Source organism: Pseudomonas sp. MYb541, from assembly GCF_037479595.1.
Lineage (GTDB): Bacteria > Pseudomonadota > Gammaproteobacteria > Pseudomonadales > Pseudomonadaceae > Aquipseudomonas > Aquipseudomonas canadensis.
Window position 1 is genome coordinate 1 of record NZ_JBBGYS010000057.1, and the last position, 16,076, is coordinate 16,076.

General features: G+C 59.9%; 17 protein-coding genes. 12 read left to right on the top strand and 5 right to left on the bottom strand.

Features of this window, described 5'->3' with window-relative positions; all coding sequences use genetic code 11:
* On the top strand, window positions 1-868 hold an 868-nt coding region (locus WH299_RS26525), incomplete at its 5' end, for a FecR family protein (RefSeq protein WP_339551760.1).
* On the opposite strand, the gene WH299_RS26530 is transcribed toward WH299_RS26525, so the two are convergent.
* Complete coding sequence (locus WH299_RS26530; RefSeq protein ID WP_028616682.1) at window positions 865-2,682, bottom strand: sigma-54-dependent Fis family transcriptional regulator; 1,818 nt, start codon at window positions 2,680-2,682, stop codon at window positions 865-867. The genes WH299_RS26525 and WH299_RS26530 overlap by 4 nt on opposite strands.
* Window positions 2,683-2,929: 247 nt before the next feature.
* Here WH299_RS26530 and WH299_RS26535 point away from each other — a divergent pair, with 247 nt between their 5' ends.
* Genes WH299_RS26535 through WH299_RS26560 form a run of 6 tightly spaced genes read left to right on the top strand, consistent with a single transcriptional unit; the run spans window position 2,930 to window position 8,853 of the window.
* A complete protein-coding gene (locus tag WH299_RS26535) occupies window positions 2,930-4,024 on the top strand; it encodes an ABC transporter ATP-binding protein (protein WP_028616681.1) in 1,095 nt (364 codons plus the stop codon).
* Window positions 4,024-5,121, top strand: coding sequence for an ABC transporter ATP-binding protein (locus WH299_RS26540; RefSeq protein WP_339551761.1), 1,098 nt, complete (start codon window positions 4,024-4,026; stop codon window positions 5,119-5,121). Before WH299_RS26535 ends, WH299_RS26540 begins: the two co-directional genes overlap by 1 nt.
* Window positions 5,118-5,984, top strand: coding sequence for a carbohydrate ABC transporter permease (locus tag WH299_RS26545; RefSeq protein WP_010209674.1), 867 nt, complete (start codon window positions 5,118-5,120; stop codon window positions 5,982-5,984). The genes WH299_RS26540 and WH299_RS26545 overlap by 4 nt, the downstream gene beginning before the upstream one ends.
* Before the next feature lie 10 nt (window positions 5,985-5,994).
* Window positions 5,995-6,795: a carbohydrate ABC transporter permease gene (locus tag WH299_RS26550; protein WP_003174634.1), complete on the top strand. Its 801-nt coding sequence runs from the start codon at window positions 5,995-5,997 to the stop codon at window positions 6,793-6,795.
* Between the two features lie 10 nt (window positions 6,796-6,805).
* Complete coding sequence (locus WH299_RS26555; protein ID WP_123475956.1) at window positions 6,806-7,078, top strand: DUF2160 domain-containing protein; 273 nt, start codon at window positions 6,806-6,808, stop codon at window positions 7,076-7,078.
* A 32-nt stretch (window positions 7,079-7,110) separates the two neighbouring features.
* On the top strand, window positions 7,111-8,853 hold the full coding sequence (locus WH299_RS26560) for an ABC transporter substrate-binding protein (RefSeq protein ID WP_028616679.1): 1,743 nt from the start codon (window positions 7,111-7,113) through the stop codon (window positions 8,851-8,853).
* Between the two features lie 55 nt (window positions 8,854-8,908).
* Here WH299_RS26560 and WH299_RS26565 read toward each other — a convergent pair whose 3' ends face one another.
* On the bottom strand, window positions 8,909-9,793 hold the full coding sequence (locus tag WH299_RS26565) for an AraC family transcriptional regulator (RefSeq protein WP_178083558.1): 885 nt from the start codon (window positions 9,791-9,793) through the stop codon (window positions 8,909-8,911).
* Window positions 9,794-9,931: 138 nt separating this feature from the next.
* Here WH299_RS26565 and WH299_RS26570 point away from each other — a divergent pair, with 138 nt between their 5' ends.
* From WH299_RS26570 to WH299_RS26585, 4 genes are all read left to right on the top strand, one after another.
* A complete protein-coding gene (locus WH299_RS26570; RefSeq protein ID WP_122728923.1) occupies window positions 9,932-10,675 on the top strand; it encodes an SDR family NAD(P)-dependent oxidoreductase in 744 nt (247 codons plus the stop codon).
* 16 nt (window positions 10,676-10,691) lie between these two features.
* Entirely contained in the window at window positions 10,692-11,093 is a 402-nt protein-coding gene (locus tag WH299_RS26575; protein WP_339551762.1) for a VOC family protein, read from the top strand.
* Window positions 11,090-12,049 carry a saccharopine dehydrogenase family protein gene (locus tag WH299_RS26580; protein ID WP_339551763.1) on the top strand — a complete coding sequence of 320 codons (960 nt, stop codon included), beginning with the start codon at window positions 11,090-11,092 and terminating at the stop codon, window positions 12,047-12,049. Before WH299_RS26575 ends, WH299_RS26580 begins: the two co-directional genes overlap by 4 nt.
* A 65-nt stretch (window positions 12,050-12,114) precedes the next feature.
* Window positions 12,115-12,297: a hypothetical protein gene (locus WH299_RS26585; protein WP_339551765.1), complete on the top strand. Its 183-nt coding sequence runs from the start codon at window positions 12,115-12,117 to the stop codon at window positions 12,295-12,297.
* A gap of 206 nt (window positions 12,298-12,503) precedes the next feature.
* Here the strand turns inward: WH299_RS26585 and WH299_RS26590 are convergent, their stop codons facing one another.
* Window positions 12,504-13,505: a hypothetical protein gene (locus WH299_RS26590; RefSeq protein ID WP_126570902.1), complete on the bottom strand. Its 1,002-nt coding sequence runs from the start codon at window positions 13,503-13,505 to the stop codon at window positions 12,504-12,506.
* Between the two features lie 45 nt (window positions 13,506-13,550).
* Window positions 13,551-13,982: a hypothetical protein gene (locus WH299_RS26595; protein ID WP_126570903.1), complete on the bottom strand. Its 432-nt coding sequence runs from the start codon at window positions 13,980-13,982 to the stop codon at window positions 13,551-13,553.
* A 164-nt stretch (window positions 13,983-14,146) separates the two neighbouring features.
* On the opposite strand from WH299_RS26595, the gene WH299_RS26600 reads away from it, so the two are divergent.
* Window positions 14,147-15,148 (top strand): ABC transporter substrate-binding protein, encoded by a 1,002-nt coding sequence (locus WH299_RS26600; RefSeq protein ID WP_126570904.1) that lies wholly within the window; start codon window positions 14,147-14,149, stop codon window positions 15,146-15,148.
* Here WH299_RS26600 and WH299_RS26605 read toward each other — a convergent pair.
* Window positions 15,145-16,041: a LysR substrate-binding domain-containing protein gene (locus tag WH299_RS26605; protein WP_123475964.1), complete on the bottom strand. Its 897-nt coding sequence runs from the start codon at window positions 16,039-16,041 to the stop codon at window positions 15,145-15,147. The two genes, WH299_RS26600 and WH299_RS26605, sit on opposite strands and share 4 nt — an antisense overlap.
* Between the last annotated feature and the right edge of the window lie 35 nt (window positions 16,042-16,076).

The following is a 16,076-nucleotide window of genomic DNA, read 5'->3' on the forward strand; positions in this document are numbered from 1 at the left end:
CCCCCCCCCCCCCCCCCCCCCCCCCCCCCCCCCCCCCCCCCCCGACCCGCGTCATGCCGTGGCCATCGAACGCATGGGCGCGTTATGGGGCAGCCTCGATACGCTGCCGGCCAAACCTGCACGCATTGCCCTGAACCGCGCATTCGCTCCACGACGCCCACGAGGTGCGCAGGTGGTGGGCTTGCTTGGCATAGTCTTGTGCGGCTGGCTGGGCCTGCAACACCTGCCGGTCTGGATGGCCGACCAGCGCACCGGCGTTGGCGAGCGCCGGCAGATCGCCCTCGAAGACGGCAGCCAGTTGCAGCTCAACAGCAATTCCGCGGTGGACGTGAAGTTCGACGGCCATCAACGGGTCATCGAACTGCTGCAGGGCGAGCTCTGGGTGGACGTGGCCAAGGATGCGCAACGGCCTTTCGTGGTGCGTACCGACCAAGGGACGGCCACGGCATTGGGCACGCGTTATCTGGTCAAGCGTGCGGCGGATGGCACCACGGTGGTCACGGTGATCGAGTCCACCGTCGCGGTCAAAGGCGACACCCGCGACGGGGTCAAGGTCACGGCCGGCCAGCGTACGGTCCTCGACCACGGCCGTGCCCAACCGCCGCAAGCCATCGGCAACAGCGACCCGGACGCCTGGACCCGTGGCCTGCTCAAGGTCAATGACCAACCCTTGAGCGAGGTGCTGCAAACCCTCGCCAGCTACCGCGACGGCATGCTGCGCTTCGATCCCCAGGCCTTGCAGAACCTGCGGGTGTCCGGCGTGTTCAAGCTGGACGACACGGCGGCGGCGCTCTCGTCACTGGCTGACAACTTGCCGATCCAGGTGGAGTACTTCACCGACCTGCTGGTGGTGGTCAAGCCGCGCTAGCGTTCGTGCTGGCGTAGACGTTTGTACAGGGTATTGCGGCTCACCCCCAGCTCCCGCGCCAGGTGGGAGATGTTGCCGCCGGCTGCCTTCAAGCGCTGGTTCAGGTCAATGCTGTCATCCAGGTATTCACTGGCGGGCAGCGGCGGCTCCACCTTCAAGTCCACAAAGAAATCATCCGGCAGATGCTCTGCGCGGATCGGTTGTTCTTCGGCCATGGCCAGCGCCACCTGCAACACGCTGCTCACCTGACGCAGATTCCCCGGCCACGGATGCTGCTCGAATAGCGCCAGCACTTCGGCGCTGAGGCCCGCCCATTGAGTCGGCTCGCGGTGCTGCTGCCACAGTTGCTGGAACAGCGCCTGCTTGTCGGTCCGTTCGCGCAACGGCGGCAGTTCCAGGGTCAGGCCGCCGATGCGGTAGTACAAGTCTTCACGGAAACGTCCGGCCTGTACCAGCTCACGCAACGCGCGGTTAGTGGCCGAGATGATGCGCAAGTCCACCGGGAACAATTCGCTGCTGCCCACCGGCTGCACACAGCGTTCCTGCAACACCCGCAGCAAACGGGCCTGGGTCGGCAGGGGCATATCACCGATCTCATCGAGAAACAGCGTGCCTTTGTCGGCCTTGCGGATCAGGCCGATGCTGCCTTTCTGATTGGCGCCGGTAAAGGCGCCTTTTTCGTAGCCGAACAGTTCCGATTCCACCAGTTCGGCGGGAATCGCCGCACAGTTCACCGCGATAAACGCCTTCTGGCTGCGCGAACTGGCCTGGTGCAGAGCTTTGACAAACACTTCCTTGCCCACGCCGGTCTCGCCGTGGATCAGCAGCGGAATGTCCTTCTCCAGTAAACGTTCGGCCTGGCGCACGGCTTTTTCCACGCGCACATCGCCGAAGTGCAGGGTCTTGAGACCGATCGACGCAGGCTTCGGCGGCGTCGGCTCGGTGAACACGCGTGCCTGCACGGGCACCTGCTTGGGGCGTCTCAACAAACATTGGAAACGGTTGCGTCCCGCGGCTTGCAGGGAGAAGGGCAGCCCTTCCGGCTGGTTCAACAACTCCAGCAATGACACCTTGAACAAACTGTCGATCATCACCCGCGACAAGCTGATACCCAGCAGGTTGTCGGCACGCCGGTTGGCCGACAACACCTGGCCGCTCTCATCAAAAATCAACAAGCCCGCCCATTGACTGTCGAGGTTGCTCAGGCCGGTGTTGAACGTCAGTTGAAAGTGCTCGCCGCGAAACAGGTTGAGGATCAGCCGGTTTTCCACGGTCTGGCTCATCATCTTGACCATGCCCAGGGTGTGGGAGGGCGGCAGGTAGCTGTCGCTGGACACATCCAGCACTGCGATGATCTCGCGCTGGGCATCGAAGATCGGCGCCGCCGAGCCGGTCATGAAGCGGTTAGCCTTGAGGAAGTGTTCATCGTGTTCGATATGCACCGCCTGGGCACACGCCAGCGCGGTGCCGATGGCATTGGTGCCGCTGGAGCGCTCCATCCAACTGGCGCCAGGGTTGAAGCCGCGCGCCAGCTTGGGCTCGATAAAACGCTGGGTGCCCCAACTGGTCAGCACCTGGCCCTGGTTGTCGGCCAACATGATCAGGCAATTGGAATTGCTGAGGATGTTTTCGTAGTAGGGCAGCACTTCCTGATGGGTGGTCTGCACCAGCGAATGCTGGCTTTCCAGCAATTGGCTGATGCCCTCGGCGGGGAGTTGGTCGAAGCTGGGCGTGCTCTGGTGATCCAGGCCGAAGGCGCGGCAACGGCGCCAGGATTCCTGGATAAGGGTGTCGTGAGCCAGTGGTTCGGCCATGGGCGACCTTCTGCTTTTTATTGTTTTTATGGGGGCCCGCAGGCGCGGGGGCCTAACTAGTGTTGTTCAGTACTGTTCATTGTCAACCCCCTGAGTGTTCAGTTGTTCAGCCAGGGTTGTTCATTTCTGTTCACTCCTGAACATCGCTCTCTCGTCATTTCCTTGTGGATCAAGCACCTGCCAGTTCTGGCACGAAACTCGCTCTAGCGGATTGCCAGATTCATTCCAATAATAAAAAGGTCGTGTCATGTCATTGACCCTGGAAAATGTCTCCCGCGTTGTCGAAGGCCAAACCTGGATCGACGACGCCACCCTGCGATTCGAAGCTGGATCCTTCAACGTCCTGCTCGGCCGCACCCTGTCCGGCAAGACCAGCCTGATGCGCCTGATGGCCGGCCTGGACAAGCCAAACAGCGGCCGCATCCTGATGAACGGCGTGGATGTCACGCAAAAACCGGTGCGCCTGCGCAACGTGTCGATGGTGTACCAGCAGTTCATCAACTACCCGACCATGACCGTGTTCGAGAACATTGCCTCGCCGTTGCGCCAGGCCGGTGTGTCCAACGAGGTGATCCAGGGCAAGGTGCTGGAAACCGCGAAAATGCTGCGCATCGAAAAATTCCTCCAGCGCCACCCGTTGGAACTCTCCGGCGGCCAGCAGCAACGCACGGCCATGGCCCGTGCGCTGGTCAAGGACGCCGAGCTGATCCTGTTCGACGAGCCGCTGGTAAACCTGGACTACAAACTGCGCGAAGAGCTGCGTCAGGAAATGCGCGAGCTGTTCGCCGCGCGCCATACCATTGCCATCTATGCCACCACCGAGCCCAATGAAGCCCTTGCCCTCGGCGGCACCACCACCATCCTGCACGAAGGCCGGGTGATCCAGAGCGGCAAGGCCGCCGAGGTGTATCACCAGCCGCAGACGGTGCTGGCCGCCGAGCTGTTTTCCGAGCCGCCGATCAACCTGATGCCAGGTCGCATCAGTGGCAACGAAGTGAGCTTCGCCAATTTCGTGCACTTCCCGCTGAACGTCGACCTGCGCCCCATTGGCGAAGGCGAGTTCCGTTTCGGCGTACGCCCCAGCCATATCAGTCTGGTGCCGAGTAACGATGACGATCTGGAGCTGGCGGTCACCGTGGAAGTCGCGGAGATCAGCGGTTCGGAAACCTTTCTGCACGTGCGCAGCGAGCATTTCCTGCTGGTGCTGCACCTGCCGGGCGTGCACGAGTACGACGTCGATGCGCCGATCCGTGTGTACATCCCCACCCATAAACTGTTTGTGTTCGATGGTCAGGGCCGTTTGGTCCAGGCCCCCGGGCGCCGTGTCGCGAGGGTTGCCTGATGGCCGAGATCCATTTGCAGAACCTGGCACACAGCTACAGCCCTACGCCGAGTGGTCCTGAGGACTACGCCATCCGGGAAATGAACCATGTGTGGGAGCAGGGTGGAGCCTACGCTTTGCTTGGGCCGTCGGGCTGCGGCAAGTCGACCTTGCTCAATATTATCTCCGGCCTGCTCAGCCCATCCGAAGGTCAGGTGTTGTTCGACACCAAAGTGGTCAACGACCTCACCCCGGAAAAACGCAACATCGCCCAGGTGTTTCAGTTCCCGGTGGTGTACGACACCATGACGGTGTTCGACAACCTGGCGTTCCCGCTGCGTAACCAGGGCATGGCCGAGGCGAAAATTCACAGCAAGGTGCAGGAAATTGCCGAAGTCCTCGACCTGCAAAACCTCCTGACTAAAAAGGCCCGCAACCTCACCGCCGACGAAAAGCAGAAGGTCTCCATGGGCCGTGGGCTGGTGCGTGACGATGTGTCGGCGATCCTCTTTGACGAACCGCTGACCGTGATCGACCCGCACCTCAAGTGGAAACTGCGGCGCAAGCTCAAGCAGATCCACGAGCAGTTCAACATCACCATGGTCTATGTCACCCACGACCAGTTGGAGGCCTCGACCTTCGCCGACAAGATCGCGGTGATGTACGGCGGGCAGATCGTGCAATTCGGCACGCCGCGTGACCTGTTCGAACGGCCTAGCCACACTTTTGTCGGCTATTTCATCGGCAGTCCTGGGATGAATCTGATCGAGGTGCAGGCGGAGGCGGGCGGGGTGCGCTTTGCCGGCACCCATCTGCCGTTGTCCGAAGCCTTGCAGCAACGCATTGCCAACACCGATTACAAGAAGTTGCAGGTCGGCATCCGCCCGGAATTCATCCACGTGTGGGACGAGCACAACCCTGACGCAATGCAGGCCGATGTCACACACCTGGAAGACCTTGGCACCTACAAAATCATCACCCTCAACCTGGATGGCGCGTTGCTCAAGGTGCGCCTGGCCGAAGACAAACCGGTGCCCGAAGGCAAGGCCTCCATCAGCTTTCCCGCGCAGTGGCTGATGGTGTACGCCGACGATTACCTGCTGGAGGTGCAGCCATGAACAAGGTGCAGAACAACAAGGCCTGGTGGCTGGTGTTGCCGGTGTTCCTACTGGTGGCATTCAGTGCGGTGATCCCGATGATGACCGTGGTCAACTACTCGGTGCAGGACATCTTCGACCAGTCCAGCCGCTACTTCGTCGGCGCCGACTGGTACAAGCAGGTGCTGCTTGACCCGCGTCTGCACGACTCGCTGCTGCGCCAGTTCATCTACTCGGCCTGCGTGCTGCTGATCGAAATTCCGCTGGGCATCGCCATCGCCCTGACCATGCCGACCAAAGGTCGCTGGTCGTCGCTGGTGCTGATCATTCTCGCGATTCCGCTGCTGATCCCTTGGAACGTGGTGGGTACGATCTGGCAGATTTTTGGCCGCGCCGATATTGGTTTGCTGGGTTACAGCCTCAACGCCCTGGGCATCAGCTACAACTACGCGGCCAACACCATGGACGCCTGGGTCACGGTGCTGGTAATGGATGTATGGCACTGGACGTCGCTGGTGGCGCTGCTCTGCTACTCCGGGCTACGCGCGATTCCGGACGTGTACTACCAGGCTGCGCGGATTGATCGGGCATCGCCCTGGGCGGTGTTCCGACATATCCAGTTGCCGAAGATGAAAAGCGTGCTGCTGATCGCGGTGATGTTGCGCTTCATGGACAGTTTCATGATCTACACCGAGCCGTTCGTCCTCACCGGCGGCGGGCCGGGTAACGCCACCACGTTCCTGAGTCAGACGCTGACCCAGATGGCTGTAGGTCAATTCGACCTGGGCCCGGCGGCGGCTTTCTCGCTGGTGTATTTCCTGATCATCCTGTTGGTGTCCTGGCTGTTCTACACCGCCATGACCCACTCCGACGCCAACCGCTGAGGCCGCCAACATGAGCAAGCGCAAGGTTATTCCGCTGCTGATCTACATCCTGTTCCTGCTGGTGCCGATCTACTGGCTGCTGAACATGTCCTTCAAGAGCAACACCGAAATCCTCGGCGGGCTGACACTGTTTCCGCAGGATTTCACCTTGGCCAACTACAAGGTGATCTTCACCGACCCGAGCTGGTACACCGGTTACCTCAACTCGCTGTACTACGTAAGCCTGAACACGGTGATCTCCCTGAGCGTGGCGCTGCCGGCGGCCTATGCGTTTTCGCGCTACCGTTTCCTGGGCGACAAGCACCTGTTCTTCTGGCTGCTGACCAACCGCATGGCGCCGCCGGCGGTGTTTCTGCTGCCGTTCTTCCAGCTGTATTCGTCGATTGGTCTGTTTGACACCCATATCGCCGTGGCCCTGGCCCACTGCCTGTTCAACGTGCCGTTGGCGGTGTGGATCCTCGAAGGCTTCATGTCCGGGGTGCCCAAGGAAATCGACGAAACCGCCTACATCGACGGCTACTCGTTTCCCAAGTTCTTCGTGAAGATCTTCATCCCGTTGATTGGCTCCGGCATCGGGGTGACCGCGTTTTTCTGCTTCATGTTTTCCTGGGTCGAACTGCTGCTGGCGCGCACCCTGACCTCGGTCAACGCCAAGCCCATCGCGGCAGTAATGACGCGCACGGTCTCGGCGTCGGGTATCGATTGGGGCGTGCTGGCGGCGGCGGGGGTGTTGACTATCCTTCCCGGCATGCTGGTGATCTGGTTTGTTCGCAACCACGTGGCCAAGGGCTTTGCCCTGGGCCGGGTCTGAGGAGTCGATGATGGAATGGATGGCCTGGACCACCCCCACCGCGCTGTTCTTTAGTGCCATAGCCCTGATCCTCGCGGGCATGACCACCTGGGAATTGCGTTCGCCGAGCATTCCTCGGCGCGGTTTGTTACCGATCAGCACCACCCGTGGTGATCGTTTGTTTATCGGTCTTCTCGGCAGCGCCTACCTGCATTTACTGGTCATTGGCGCTACCGACTGGAGCATCTGGGTGGCGTCCGCGCTCTCCCTGGTATGGCTGTTGAGTGTGATGCGTTGGGGCTAGTGCCCTTGTGAATAAACAACCTGGAGGTCTCTATGTTGAATAAGAACAATAAGCTGCGACATAGCATTTCATTGGCCGCCGTACTGGCCCTCAGCGGTTTGAGCGCTTCGGCCTGGGCCGATGCGTACGAAGATGCCGCGAAAAAATGGATCGGCAGCGAATTCAAACCGTCCACCCTCACCGCTGAACAGCAGCTTGAGGAACTCAAGTGGTTTATCAAGGCGTCGGAACCGTTCCGTGGGATGAAGATCAACGTGGTGTCGGAAACACTCACCACCCACGAGTACGAGTCCAAGGTGCTGGCCAAGGCCTTCAGCGAAATCACGGGGATCAAGCTGACCCACGACCTGCTGCAGGAAGGCGACGTGGTGGAGAAGCTGCAAACCCAGATGCAGTCCGACAAGAACATTTATGACGGCTGGGTCAATGACTCGGACCTGATCGGTACGCACTTTCGCTACGGCAAGACCGAATCCATCACCGACCTGATGGCCAACGAAGGCAAGGACTTCACCTCGCCGACCCTGGATATCAAGGACTTTATCGGTATCTCCTTTACCACCGCGCCGGACGGCAAGATCTACCAGCTACCCGACCAGCAGTTCGCCAACCTGTACTGGTTCCGCGCCGATTGGTTTGAGCGAGCGGACCTGAAAGCCAAGTTCAAGGAAAAGTACGGTTATGAACTCGGCGTGCCGGTGAACTGGTCGGCCTATGAAGACATCGCCAAGTTCTTTAGCGAAGACGTCAAGGAAATCGACGGCAAGCGCGTGTACGGGCACATGGACTACGGCAAGAAAGACCCGTCCCTGGGCTGGCGCTTCACCGATGCCTGGTTCTCCATGGCCGGTGGTGGCGACAAGGGCCTGCCGAACGGCTTGCCGGTCGACGAGTGGGGTATTCGCGTGGAGGACTGCCACCCGGTCGGCTCCAGCGTCACCCGCGGCGGCGACACCAACGGCCCAGCCGCCGTGTACGCCACCCAGAAATACGTGGACTGGATGAAAGCCTACGCGCCACCGGAGGCGGCGGGCATGACCTTCTCCGAATCAGGCCCGGTGCCGTCCCAAGGCAACATCGCCCAGCAGATCTTCTGGTACACCGCGTTTACCGCCGACATGGTCAAGCCGGGCTTGCCGGTGGTGAATGCCGACGGCACGCCGAAGTGGCGCATGGCGCCGTCGCCGGTAGGACCGTACTGGGAAAAGGGCATGAAGAAGGGCTATCAGGACGTAGGATCCTGGACCTTCCTCAAGTCGACGCCTGAGAAGCAGAAACTCGCGGCCTGGCTCTACGCGCAGTTCGTGACCTCGAAAACCGTCTCGCTGAAGAAGACCATCGTCGGCCTGACGCCGATCCGTGAGTCCGACATCAACTCCCAGGCCATGACCGACATGGCGCCGAAACTGGGTGGCCTGGTGGAGTTCTATCGCAGCCCGGCGCGTACCGAATGGTCGCCGACCGGCACCAACGTGCCCGACTATCCACGCCTGGCACAACTGTGGTGGAGCAACATCGCGGCGGCCGCCAGCGGCGAGAAAACCCCGCAGCAGGCGCTGGACAACCTGGCCAAGGAACAGGACGCGATCATGACGCGCCTGGAACGCTCCAAGGTGCAACCGGTGTGCGGCCCGAAAATGAACCCAGAGCGTGACGCGCAATACTGGTTCGACCAGCCGGGCGCGCCGAAACCGAAACTGGCCAACGAAAAGCCGAAAGGCGAGACCGTGGCTTACGGCGACTTGCTTAAACAGTGGGAGGCGGCGCGCAAGTAACGCATTGAGTCATTGACGCTGAACCTGTGGTGAGGGAGCAAGCTCCCTCGCCACATCAGCTTCGCGCCGCCGCCAAGATTCGCGCCGTGTCCCGTGCCGGCGGCAACCCGAACACCCGCGCATAATCCCGGCTGAACTGGGTCGCGCTTTCATACCCCACCTCAAATGCCGCACTGGTCACGCTGCTGGCGCTGGCCACCATCAACGTGCGCGCCTGCAACAGCCGCACGCGTTTCTGGTACTGCAACGGGCTCAGGTTGGTCACCGCCTTGAAGTGCCGGTGAAATGCCGAAACGCTCATTGCAGCCTTCTGCGCCAACGCCTCCACACGAATCGGCTCGGCATAGTCGCGCCGGATCCACTGGATCGCCCGGCTGACCCGCGCCATGGCGGTGTCCGGTGCGGCAATCTCGCGCAACATCCAGCCGTGAGGGCCTTGCAGCACGTGGTAGAGGATTTCCCGTTCGTACGCGGGCGCCAAGGCGGCAATCGCCACCGGGTCGCCCATCAGGCGCAGCATGCGCACCCAGGCATCCATCAAGGCGGGCGTGACGGCCGCCACGGAGAAACCGGCTTCCTGTTCGCACCGTCCGTTGGGTGCCGGCAGGTCGTTGAGCAGGGTGGTCAGGACGGTCGGGTCAAGCGTCAGGCTCACCGCCAGGTAGGGCTCGCCCGTGATCGCCGGGTTCACCACGCCGACTGCGGGCAACTCGATGGACATCACAAAATAGGTCGCCGGGTCGTAATGCAGCGTGCGGTCGCCCACGGTCATGCACTTACTGCCCTGCAGGATCAGGTTGATCATCGGGTCATACACCGCCGCCAGCATATGCTCGGGAATCGCCCCCTGGACCATCGCCACGCGGGGAATGCCGGTCTCGGTGCGGCGGTTTTCGGCCTTGGCGGCCAAGGCGCGCAATTCGATCAATTGAGTATTCATGGCGGCCATGCTGTGCCTTCCGTTGAGCGTCGTGCAAGCAAAAAGCAGAAACAGGCAGGATTGGAGTAGGAACGGCTGCGTCGAAGAGTAGGGCGATGGCTACTGTGGTCACTCAACTTTTCAGCAGTGGAGCAGGCCATGGGCGTTATCGTGATTACCGGAGGCAGCCGTGGGATCGGTGCCAGTACCGCCGAGCTGTGTGCACGTCAGGGGCATGGGGTGATCCTGACATACAACCGCAACCCGGCCGCGGCACTGGCGGTGGTCCAGCGCATCGAGGCCAGCGGCGGTAAAGCCGTGGCGCTGGAATTGGATGTTGCCGCTGTCAGCACGTTCGCGGCATTTCGTGATGCCGTGACGCATGCCTTGCAGGCCACCTGGGGCGCGGGCACCTTGAGCGGCCTGGTGAACAACGCCGGCTATGGTTTGTTCAACCCCCTTGAGTCGGTGACCGAGGCGCAATTCGACGGCCTGTTCAACGTGCACCTCAAGGGCCCGTTTTTCCTGACCCAAACCCTGCTGCCGCTGCTGGAAGAACACGCCAGCATCGTCAACCTCACCAGCGCCACTACCCGTGTGGCGACGGCGGGCGTCGCGCCTTACGCGGCGTTCAAGGGCGGCCTGGATGTGCTCACGCGTTACATGGCCAAGGAATTCGGTGAACGACGTATCCGCGCCAATGCCGTATCCCCCGGAGCCATTCGCACCGAACTGGGCGGCGGCTTGAACGATGAATTCGAAGCGCTGCTGGCCGGGCAAACCGCCCTCGGCCGCGTAGGCGAACCGGAAGACGTGGCGCGGGTTATCGCCTTGTTGCTGTCGGAAGAAGGCCGCTGGATCAATGCTCAGACCGTCGAGGTCGCGGGCGGCTACATCATCTGAATCAGGAGGCTCCACCATGCTCGATCATCTGTTTATTTCGGTGAGCGATATACAACGCTCGATCTGCTTCTACGAAGCCACCCTGACGCCCCTCGGCATCACCGCGCGGCATGACTACGACGGCAAGGACGGCCCGCCCGGCCACCCGGACCTGAAGGGCTTTGGCGCCAATGGCCGGATGTTCTTCTGGCTGCGCGAAGGCGTGGTGGAAGGGCGAGCGGTGCATGTGGGCTTCGTCGCCAATAACCGCGCCGAGGTGGACAACGCCTACGCCGCCGCCCTGGCCAACGGCGCCACCGACAATGGCGCACCGGGCGCACGCCTGCACTATGACCCCAACTACTACGCGGCCAACGTGCTTGACCCGGACGGCTACAGCCTCGAATTCGTCTACAAGAACTGGCAGCACACCTCATGAAAACCCTGATGATCTACGGCGCCACCGGCTACACCGGACGTATGGCGGCGCACCACGCGAAAACTCTGGGTCTCAACCTGGTATTGGCCGGCCGCAACGCCGAGCGCCTGGCATCCCTGGCGGTTGAGTTGGACGCGCCGTACCGCGTATTCACGGCAGATACCGCCCAGTTGGAAGGCATCGACGTGCTGCTCAACTTTGCCGGGCCGTTCGCCCAGACCGCCGCAGCGCTGATGCGCGCTTGTATTGCCAATGGCACCGACTACTTGGACATCACCGCCGAAATCAACGTGTACCGCCTTGCCGAACAACTGGGCGCCGAAGCGGACGTGATGTTGCTGCCCGGCGTGGGCTGGGACGTGGTGCCCACCGACTGCCTGGCCATGCACGTCGCCAGCCGTGTGCAACAGCCGCAGTCGATAAAAATCGCCTTGCAGGTGCCTGGCGCTATGTCGCGTGGTTCGGCCATGAGTGTCAGCGAGATCCTCGGTGCAGGCGTGATGGCACGCATCGATGGCGAACTGGTCGCCGCACCGGACGCCCAGCCTCAGCACCTGGACTTTGGCGACGGACCGGCACTGTGCGCGCCGTTGTCGTTTGGTGACTTGGTGACCGCCTGGCACTCCAGTGCCATCCCGACGATCGCCATGTTTGTGCACATCACCGGCGAAGCCTTTCCTGAGGGCGACCTGTCGCTGTTGCCCGATGGTCCTACCCAGGCCCAACGTGACGCCCACCGCGCGCGCGCCGTGGCCGAAGTCACCGGCATCGACGGCTCGGTGGCGCGCTCGGTCATCGAGACCATCAACGGCTACAGCTACACCCCACTGGCCGCCGTGGAAGCTGCACGCCGTGTGCTCGGTGGCGAACGCCGGGCCGGTTTCGAAACCCCGGCCAAACTGTTCGGCGTGGGCTTTGCCCAGACGATTGCCGGTACGCAGATCATTGATTACTAACGCCACAGGAATTGCACCCATGACGTCTACTGAGTTTCAAACCACCGCCGACACGTGAACACCCCGTGCTGGAAGGCTGCGACACCATCGTCGCCGCGCTGTCGGGGGCGCTCAGCCAGCTCGATACCACGCACTCCGTGAACGCGCGAGTGACACTGGAAGGGGGCAGCGCCCGCCTGGACGCCTTGGTGGAGGCGCAGCATGTGCCGCAAAGCGACCCATCGCGGCACGATGAAGAGCCGTTATGACGTTGAGCTGGTCAGGGAGGCAAGCGTCTGGCTGAGTCGACGGGTGAGGTGGATAACGTCTGGCGCTCCGGTGATCCAAGGGTGCTGGCGGGCGTATAACAGTGTCTCGGATCACAAAGTGACTATTTGCAATAACTTGCAATAACGATGCCCGCGAATGCAAAGCTTACTTGGCGAGGGCCTAGGAGCATTGAACGTGTATTGATTTATGGTCCTGGTTTCTTCCATGCACCGAGCAGTTTGGCTATTGAGTCGGCTGCGTCGTAAATGCTGGGAGGTGGTGAGCTATCGTTGAGGACTTCGGAGAATATCATGTTTTCGAATTTCATGAGTGTTTCGCGCTCCAAGTCCTTGGACTTGGCAGCATAGTCGTGAACAAATGCGCACATTGAACTTCTGAGCTCGAGTTGTGAGATTTGATTTTTCAATACGGTCCAGCGAGAATGAATAAGTCTGAAGTAGTAAATTAATATGATTTCTACTGCAATTGAAAATGTGAGGGTTGTGAGTATCGGCGAGGTTTCTTTTGTTATTCCTGTTATAAGCTGGGCCACCGGCAAGCATAACGCAATGAAACCCACTAATTTCAGCGCGTTTGAGAGCCCTGTTGCCTCTTTGGTCTTGCTCTTAACTATCCTTTCGAATGCGTGGCTAAGTCCAAGATAGTTGTTACCCGAAACCACCTCTTGGTATCGGTTTTCTGCTGCTGTCGAGCGTTTTTCCCACTGATCGAGTTTCGAACCCCAGGCATCGACTTTTTTAGCCGTTGCATCAAGTTCTTTAAAAGGCCTTTCAATTTTTTCGAGATAAATTACATGCGCTATACCGAATATGATTTCATCACTTCTAGAGAGCGGGGTTTCATTGAATTTAGGTCGGGCGTAAAACTGGACGATCGGTGATGAATTAAAGTTAGGGTCGGATCCTAATGCGCTGACATATCGTAGCGTTTTTGCTATTTCAAAGTGGGTGAGTTCTATTGTTGTATCGCTTATGGGGGAGGTTAATAAGTTTTTTATAGTCAGTAGTCGGTCGTCGTAGTAAGTGGATTGCCGTGCGGGAAAGCGAAACTCACGACGATCCATAAGAGTGCTAATGACTTGTTTTGCCATGGTCTGTATGTAGGCGGATGTGTCGTTCTCGCGCAGGTCAAGGTAGTTATTAAGTGTGTTTTTGTATTGTTCAGCTTGCTCGTAAGTTGTGAGCATATATATCCCTATAGTTGTATTCTTCCATTCGCTGGTATGTCGCAATCAATTGATCGCCTGCAGCATTAGGTTTGGCTGCCCTTCCACATCCTTAGCCAACCCACTGGCCAAAAACAGCGGTGCCAGGCGTTTGTGCAGTTGCGGCTCGACAAACTCCTTCACCGTGTCCAGCGCCAGTACACCGCTCAATGGCAACTCCGCCTTGGTGTACGACAACCAGGCTTTCTTCAACGCTTGCAACACATCGCTGCCCGCCGTGGTGGCGAAGCGGCGGTGGGTGGGTTTGCCATCGAAGGTGAAGGTGTGCTGGAACTCGTAGCCGGTTTCATCACCTTGGCTGGCCGTGCAGCGGATGCAGCTGCACGGGCCGTCGCCGAAGGCGCTGCGCAGGTAGGCGTTGAAGTCCACCACGGGTTTGAGTGACAGGCGCTTATCCACCTCGAACAGGTCCCCGGTCATTTTTTCGTCAGTGTTCAACGTCCATTTCCTCGCAGTGTGCGGCAGGTTTTCAAAGCGCGGCACAATACCAGCCGAGCGCCTGTTTGTGGGTTATTTGCATAACAATAGATCCCGATATTCTTTTCCAGTCTTAAAAATCGCCGCTAGGCTCCATCACCTTATTAAAAGCGCGGCAGACTCCTATGACTTTCAAGCGTTCTTCCCTGACCCTGCTGGCTGCTGCGACAGCCTTGATCAGTATCGGCGCCCACGCCGAAGGCAAGATCAGCATCGCCCAGCAATTCGGCATCGGCTACCTGATCCTCGATGTGGTGCGTGACCAGAACCTGATCGAAAAGCACGGCAAGGAACAGGGCCTGGACATCAAGGTGGAGTGGAACAGCATTTCCGGTGCCACCGCGATGAATGAGTCGCTGTTGGCCGGTGCCTTGGACGTGGTCTCGGCCGGGGTGCCGCCGATGCTCACCCTGTGGGACCGCACGCAGGGCAAGCAGAACGTCAAGGCCATCGCCTCCCTCGGCTCGATGCCCAATTACCTGCTGACCAACAACCCCAACGTGAAAACCCTCAAGGACTTCACCGAGAAAGACCGCATCGCCGTGCCCGCCGCTGGCGTGGGCTTCCAGTCGCGCACCCTGCAGATCGAAACCGCCAAGCAGTTCGGCGACGCCAACTACAAGAAGTTCGACGACATCTCCATCAGCCTGGCACACCCTGATGCGACTGCCGCGCTGATTGCCGGTGGTTCGGAGATCAACGCGCATTTCTCCAGCCCGCCGTTCCAGTACCAGGAACTGTTGAATCCCAACGTGCACAAGGTGCTCAGTTCCTACGACATCCTGGGTGGTCAGGCGACGTTCAACGTGCTCTACACCACGCAGAAATTCCACGACGAAAACCCCAAGACTTACAAGGCGTTCTATGACGCGCTGGCCGAGGCCGAGAAAATTATCAAGGCCGACAAACCGGCTGCGGCCAAGGCCTATATTCGCGTAGAACAGTCGAAATTGCCGTTGGACCTGGTAGAAAAAATTGTCCAGGACCCGGAAATCGATTTCACCATCGTGCCGCAGCGTACCTACATCTACGCCGAAAAATTGCAGGCACTCGGCGTACTGAAAAACAAGGCCGCCAGTTGGAAGGACTACTTCTTCGAAGAAGCCCATGGCGGCAATGGCAGCTAATTGGCAATCAAGCTGCGCTTGATCCAGTCATACAAATCATTCCCCTCGCTCGACAATTCACTGTTGGCCCGCCGGCACAGGTAGTACTGGCGGCCATCGTTGACCTCCAGTTCAAACAACTTCACCAACTCGCCACTGGCCACCAGTGGTGCCACCAGCGGCTCGCGCAGCAAGGCGCAGCCGAGGCCGGTGAGGGTGGCGGTGAGCGCCAGTTGGCCGTCTTCCAGCAACAACCCATTCAGTGCCGTGGTGTCGACATCGGCCGCTTCGAACCACTGGCCCCAGGTGCCGCGTTCTTCGTCGTGCAGCAGTGGCAGTTGGCTCAGCGCCTCGGGTGAGTCGATAGGGCCGTGCTGCGCCAGGAAATCACGGCTGCAATAAGGCGTCACCGCGCCAGAGATCAGCGGCTCACTGTAATAACCCGGCCAATGCCCGGTGCCGAAGCGGATCGACAGGTCGGCTGCATCGCTGGGGTAGCTGCGGTGGTTGGCGTAGGTCACGTTGATGTCCAGCGCCGGGTGGTCCTTCAGAAAATCCGCCAGGCGCGGGATGAACAGGTTGATGCCAAACAGCGGGATCAGGCTGATGGTCACCTGGCGCGTGGCGCTTTTTTCGCGCACGTGCTCGGTGGCGCTGCGCAGTACGGCGAAGGCCGATCGAATTGCACGGTAATACTCACGGCCTTCATCGGTAAGTACCAGGTTACGGCCCTGGCGCAAGGTCAGTGACTGTTGCAGGAAATCTTCCAGCAAGTGCAGTTGATGGCTGATGGCCGAGGCGGACACGTCCAGCTCGCGCGCGGCGGCATTCACTCCGCCATGGCGCGCGAAAGCTTCGAACGTGCGCACGGCACGCAGGGGAGGATCGTTGGCAAACTGTTCTGATTTATTCATGTGTTGAATTAAATACTAACTTTTAACCTGAATAA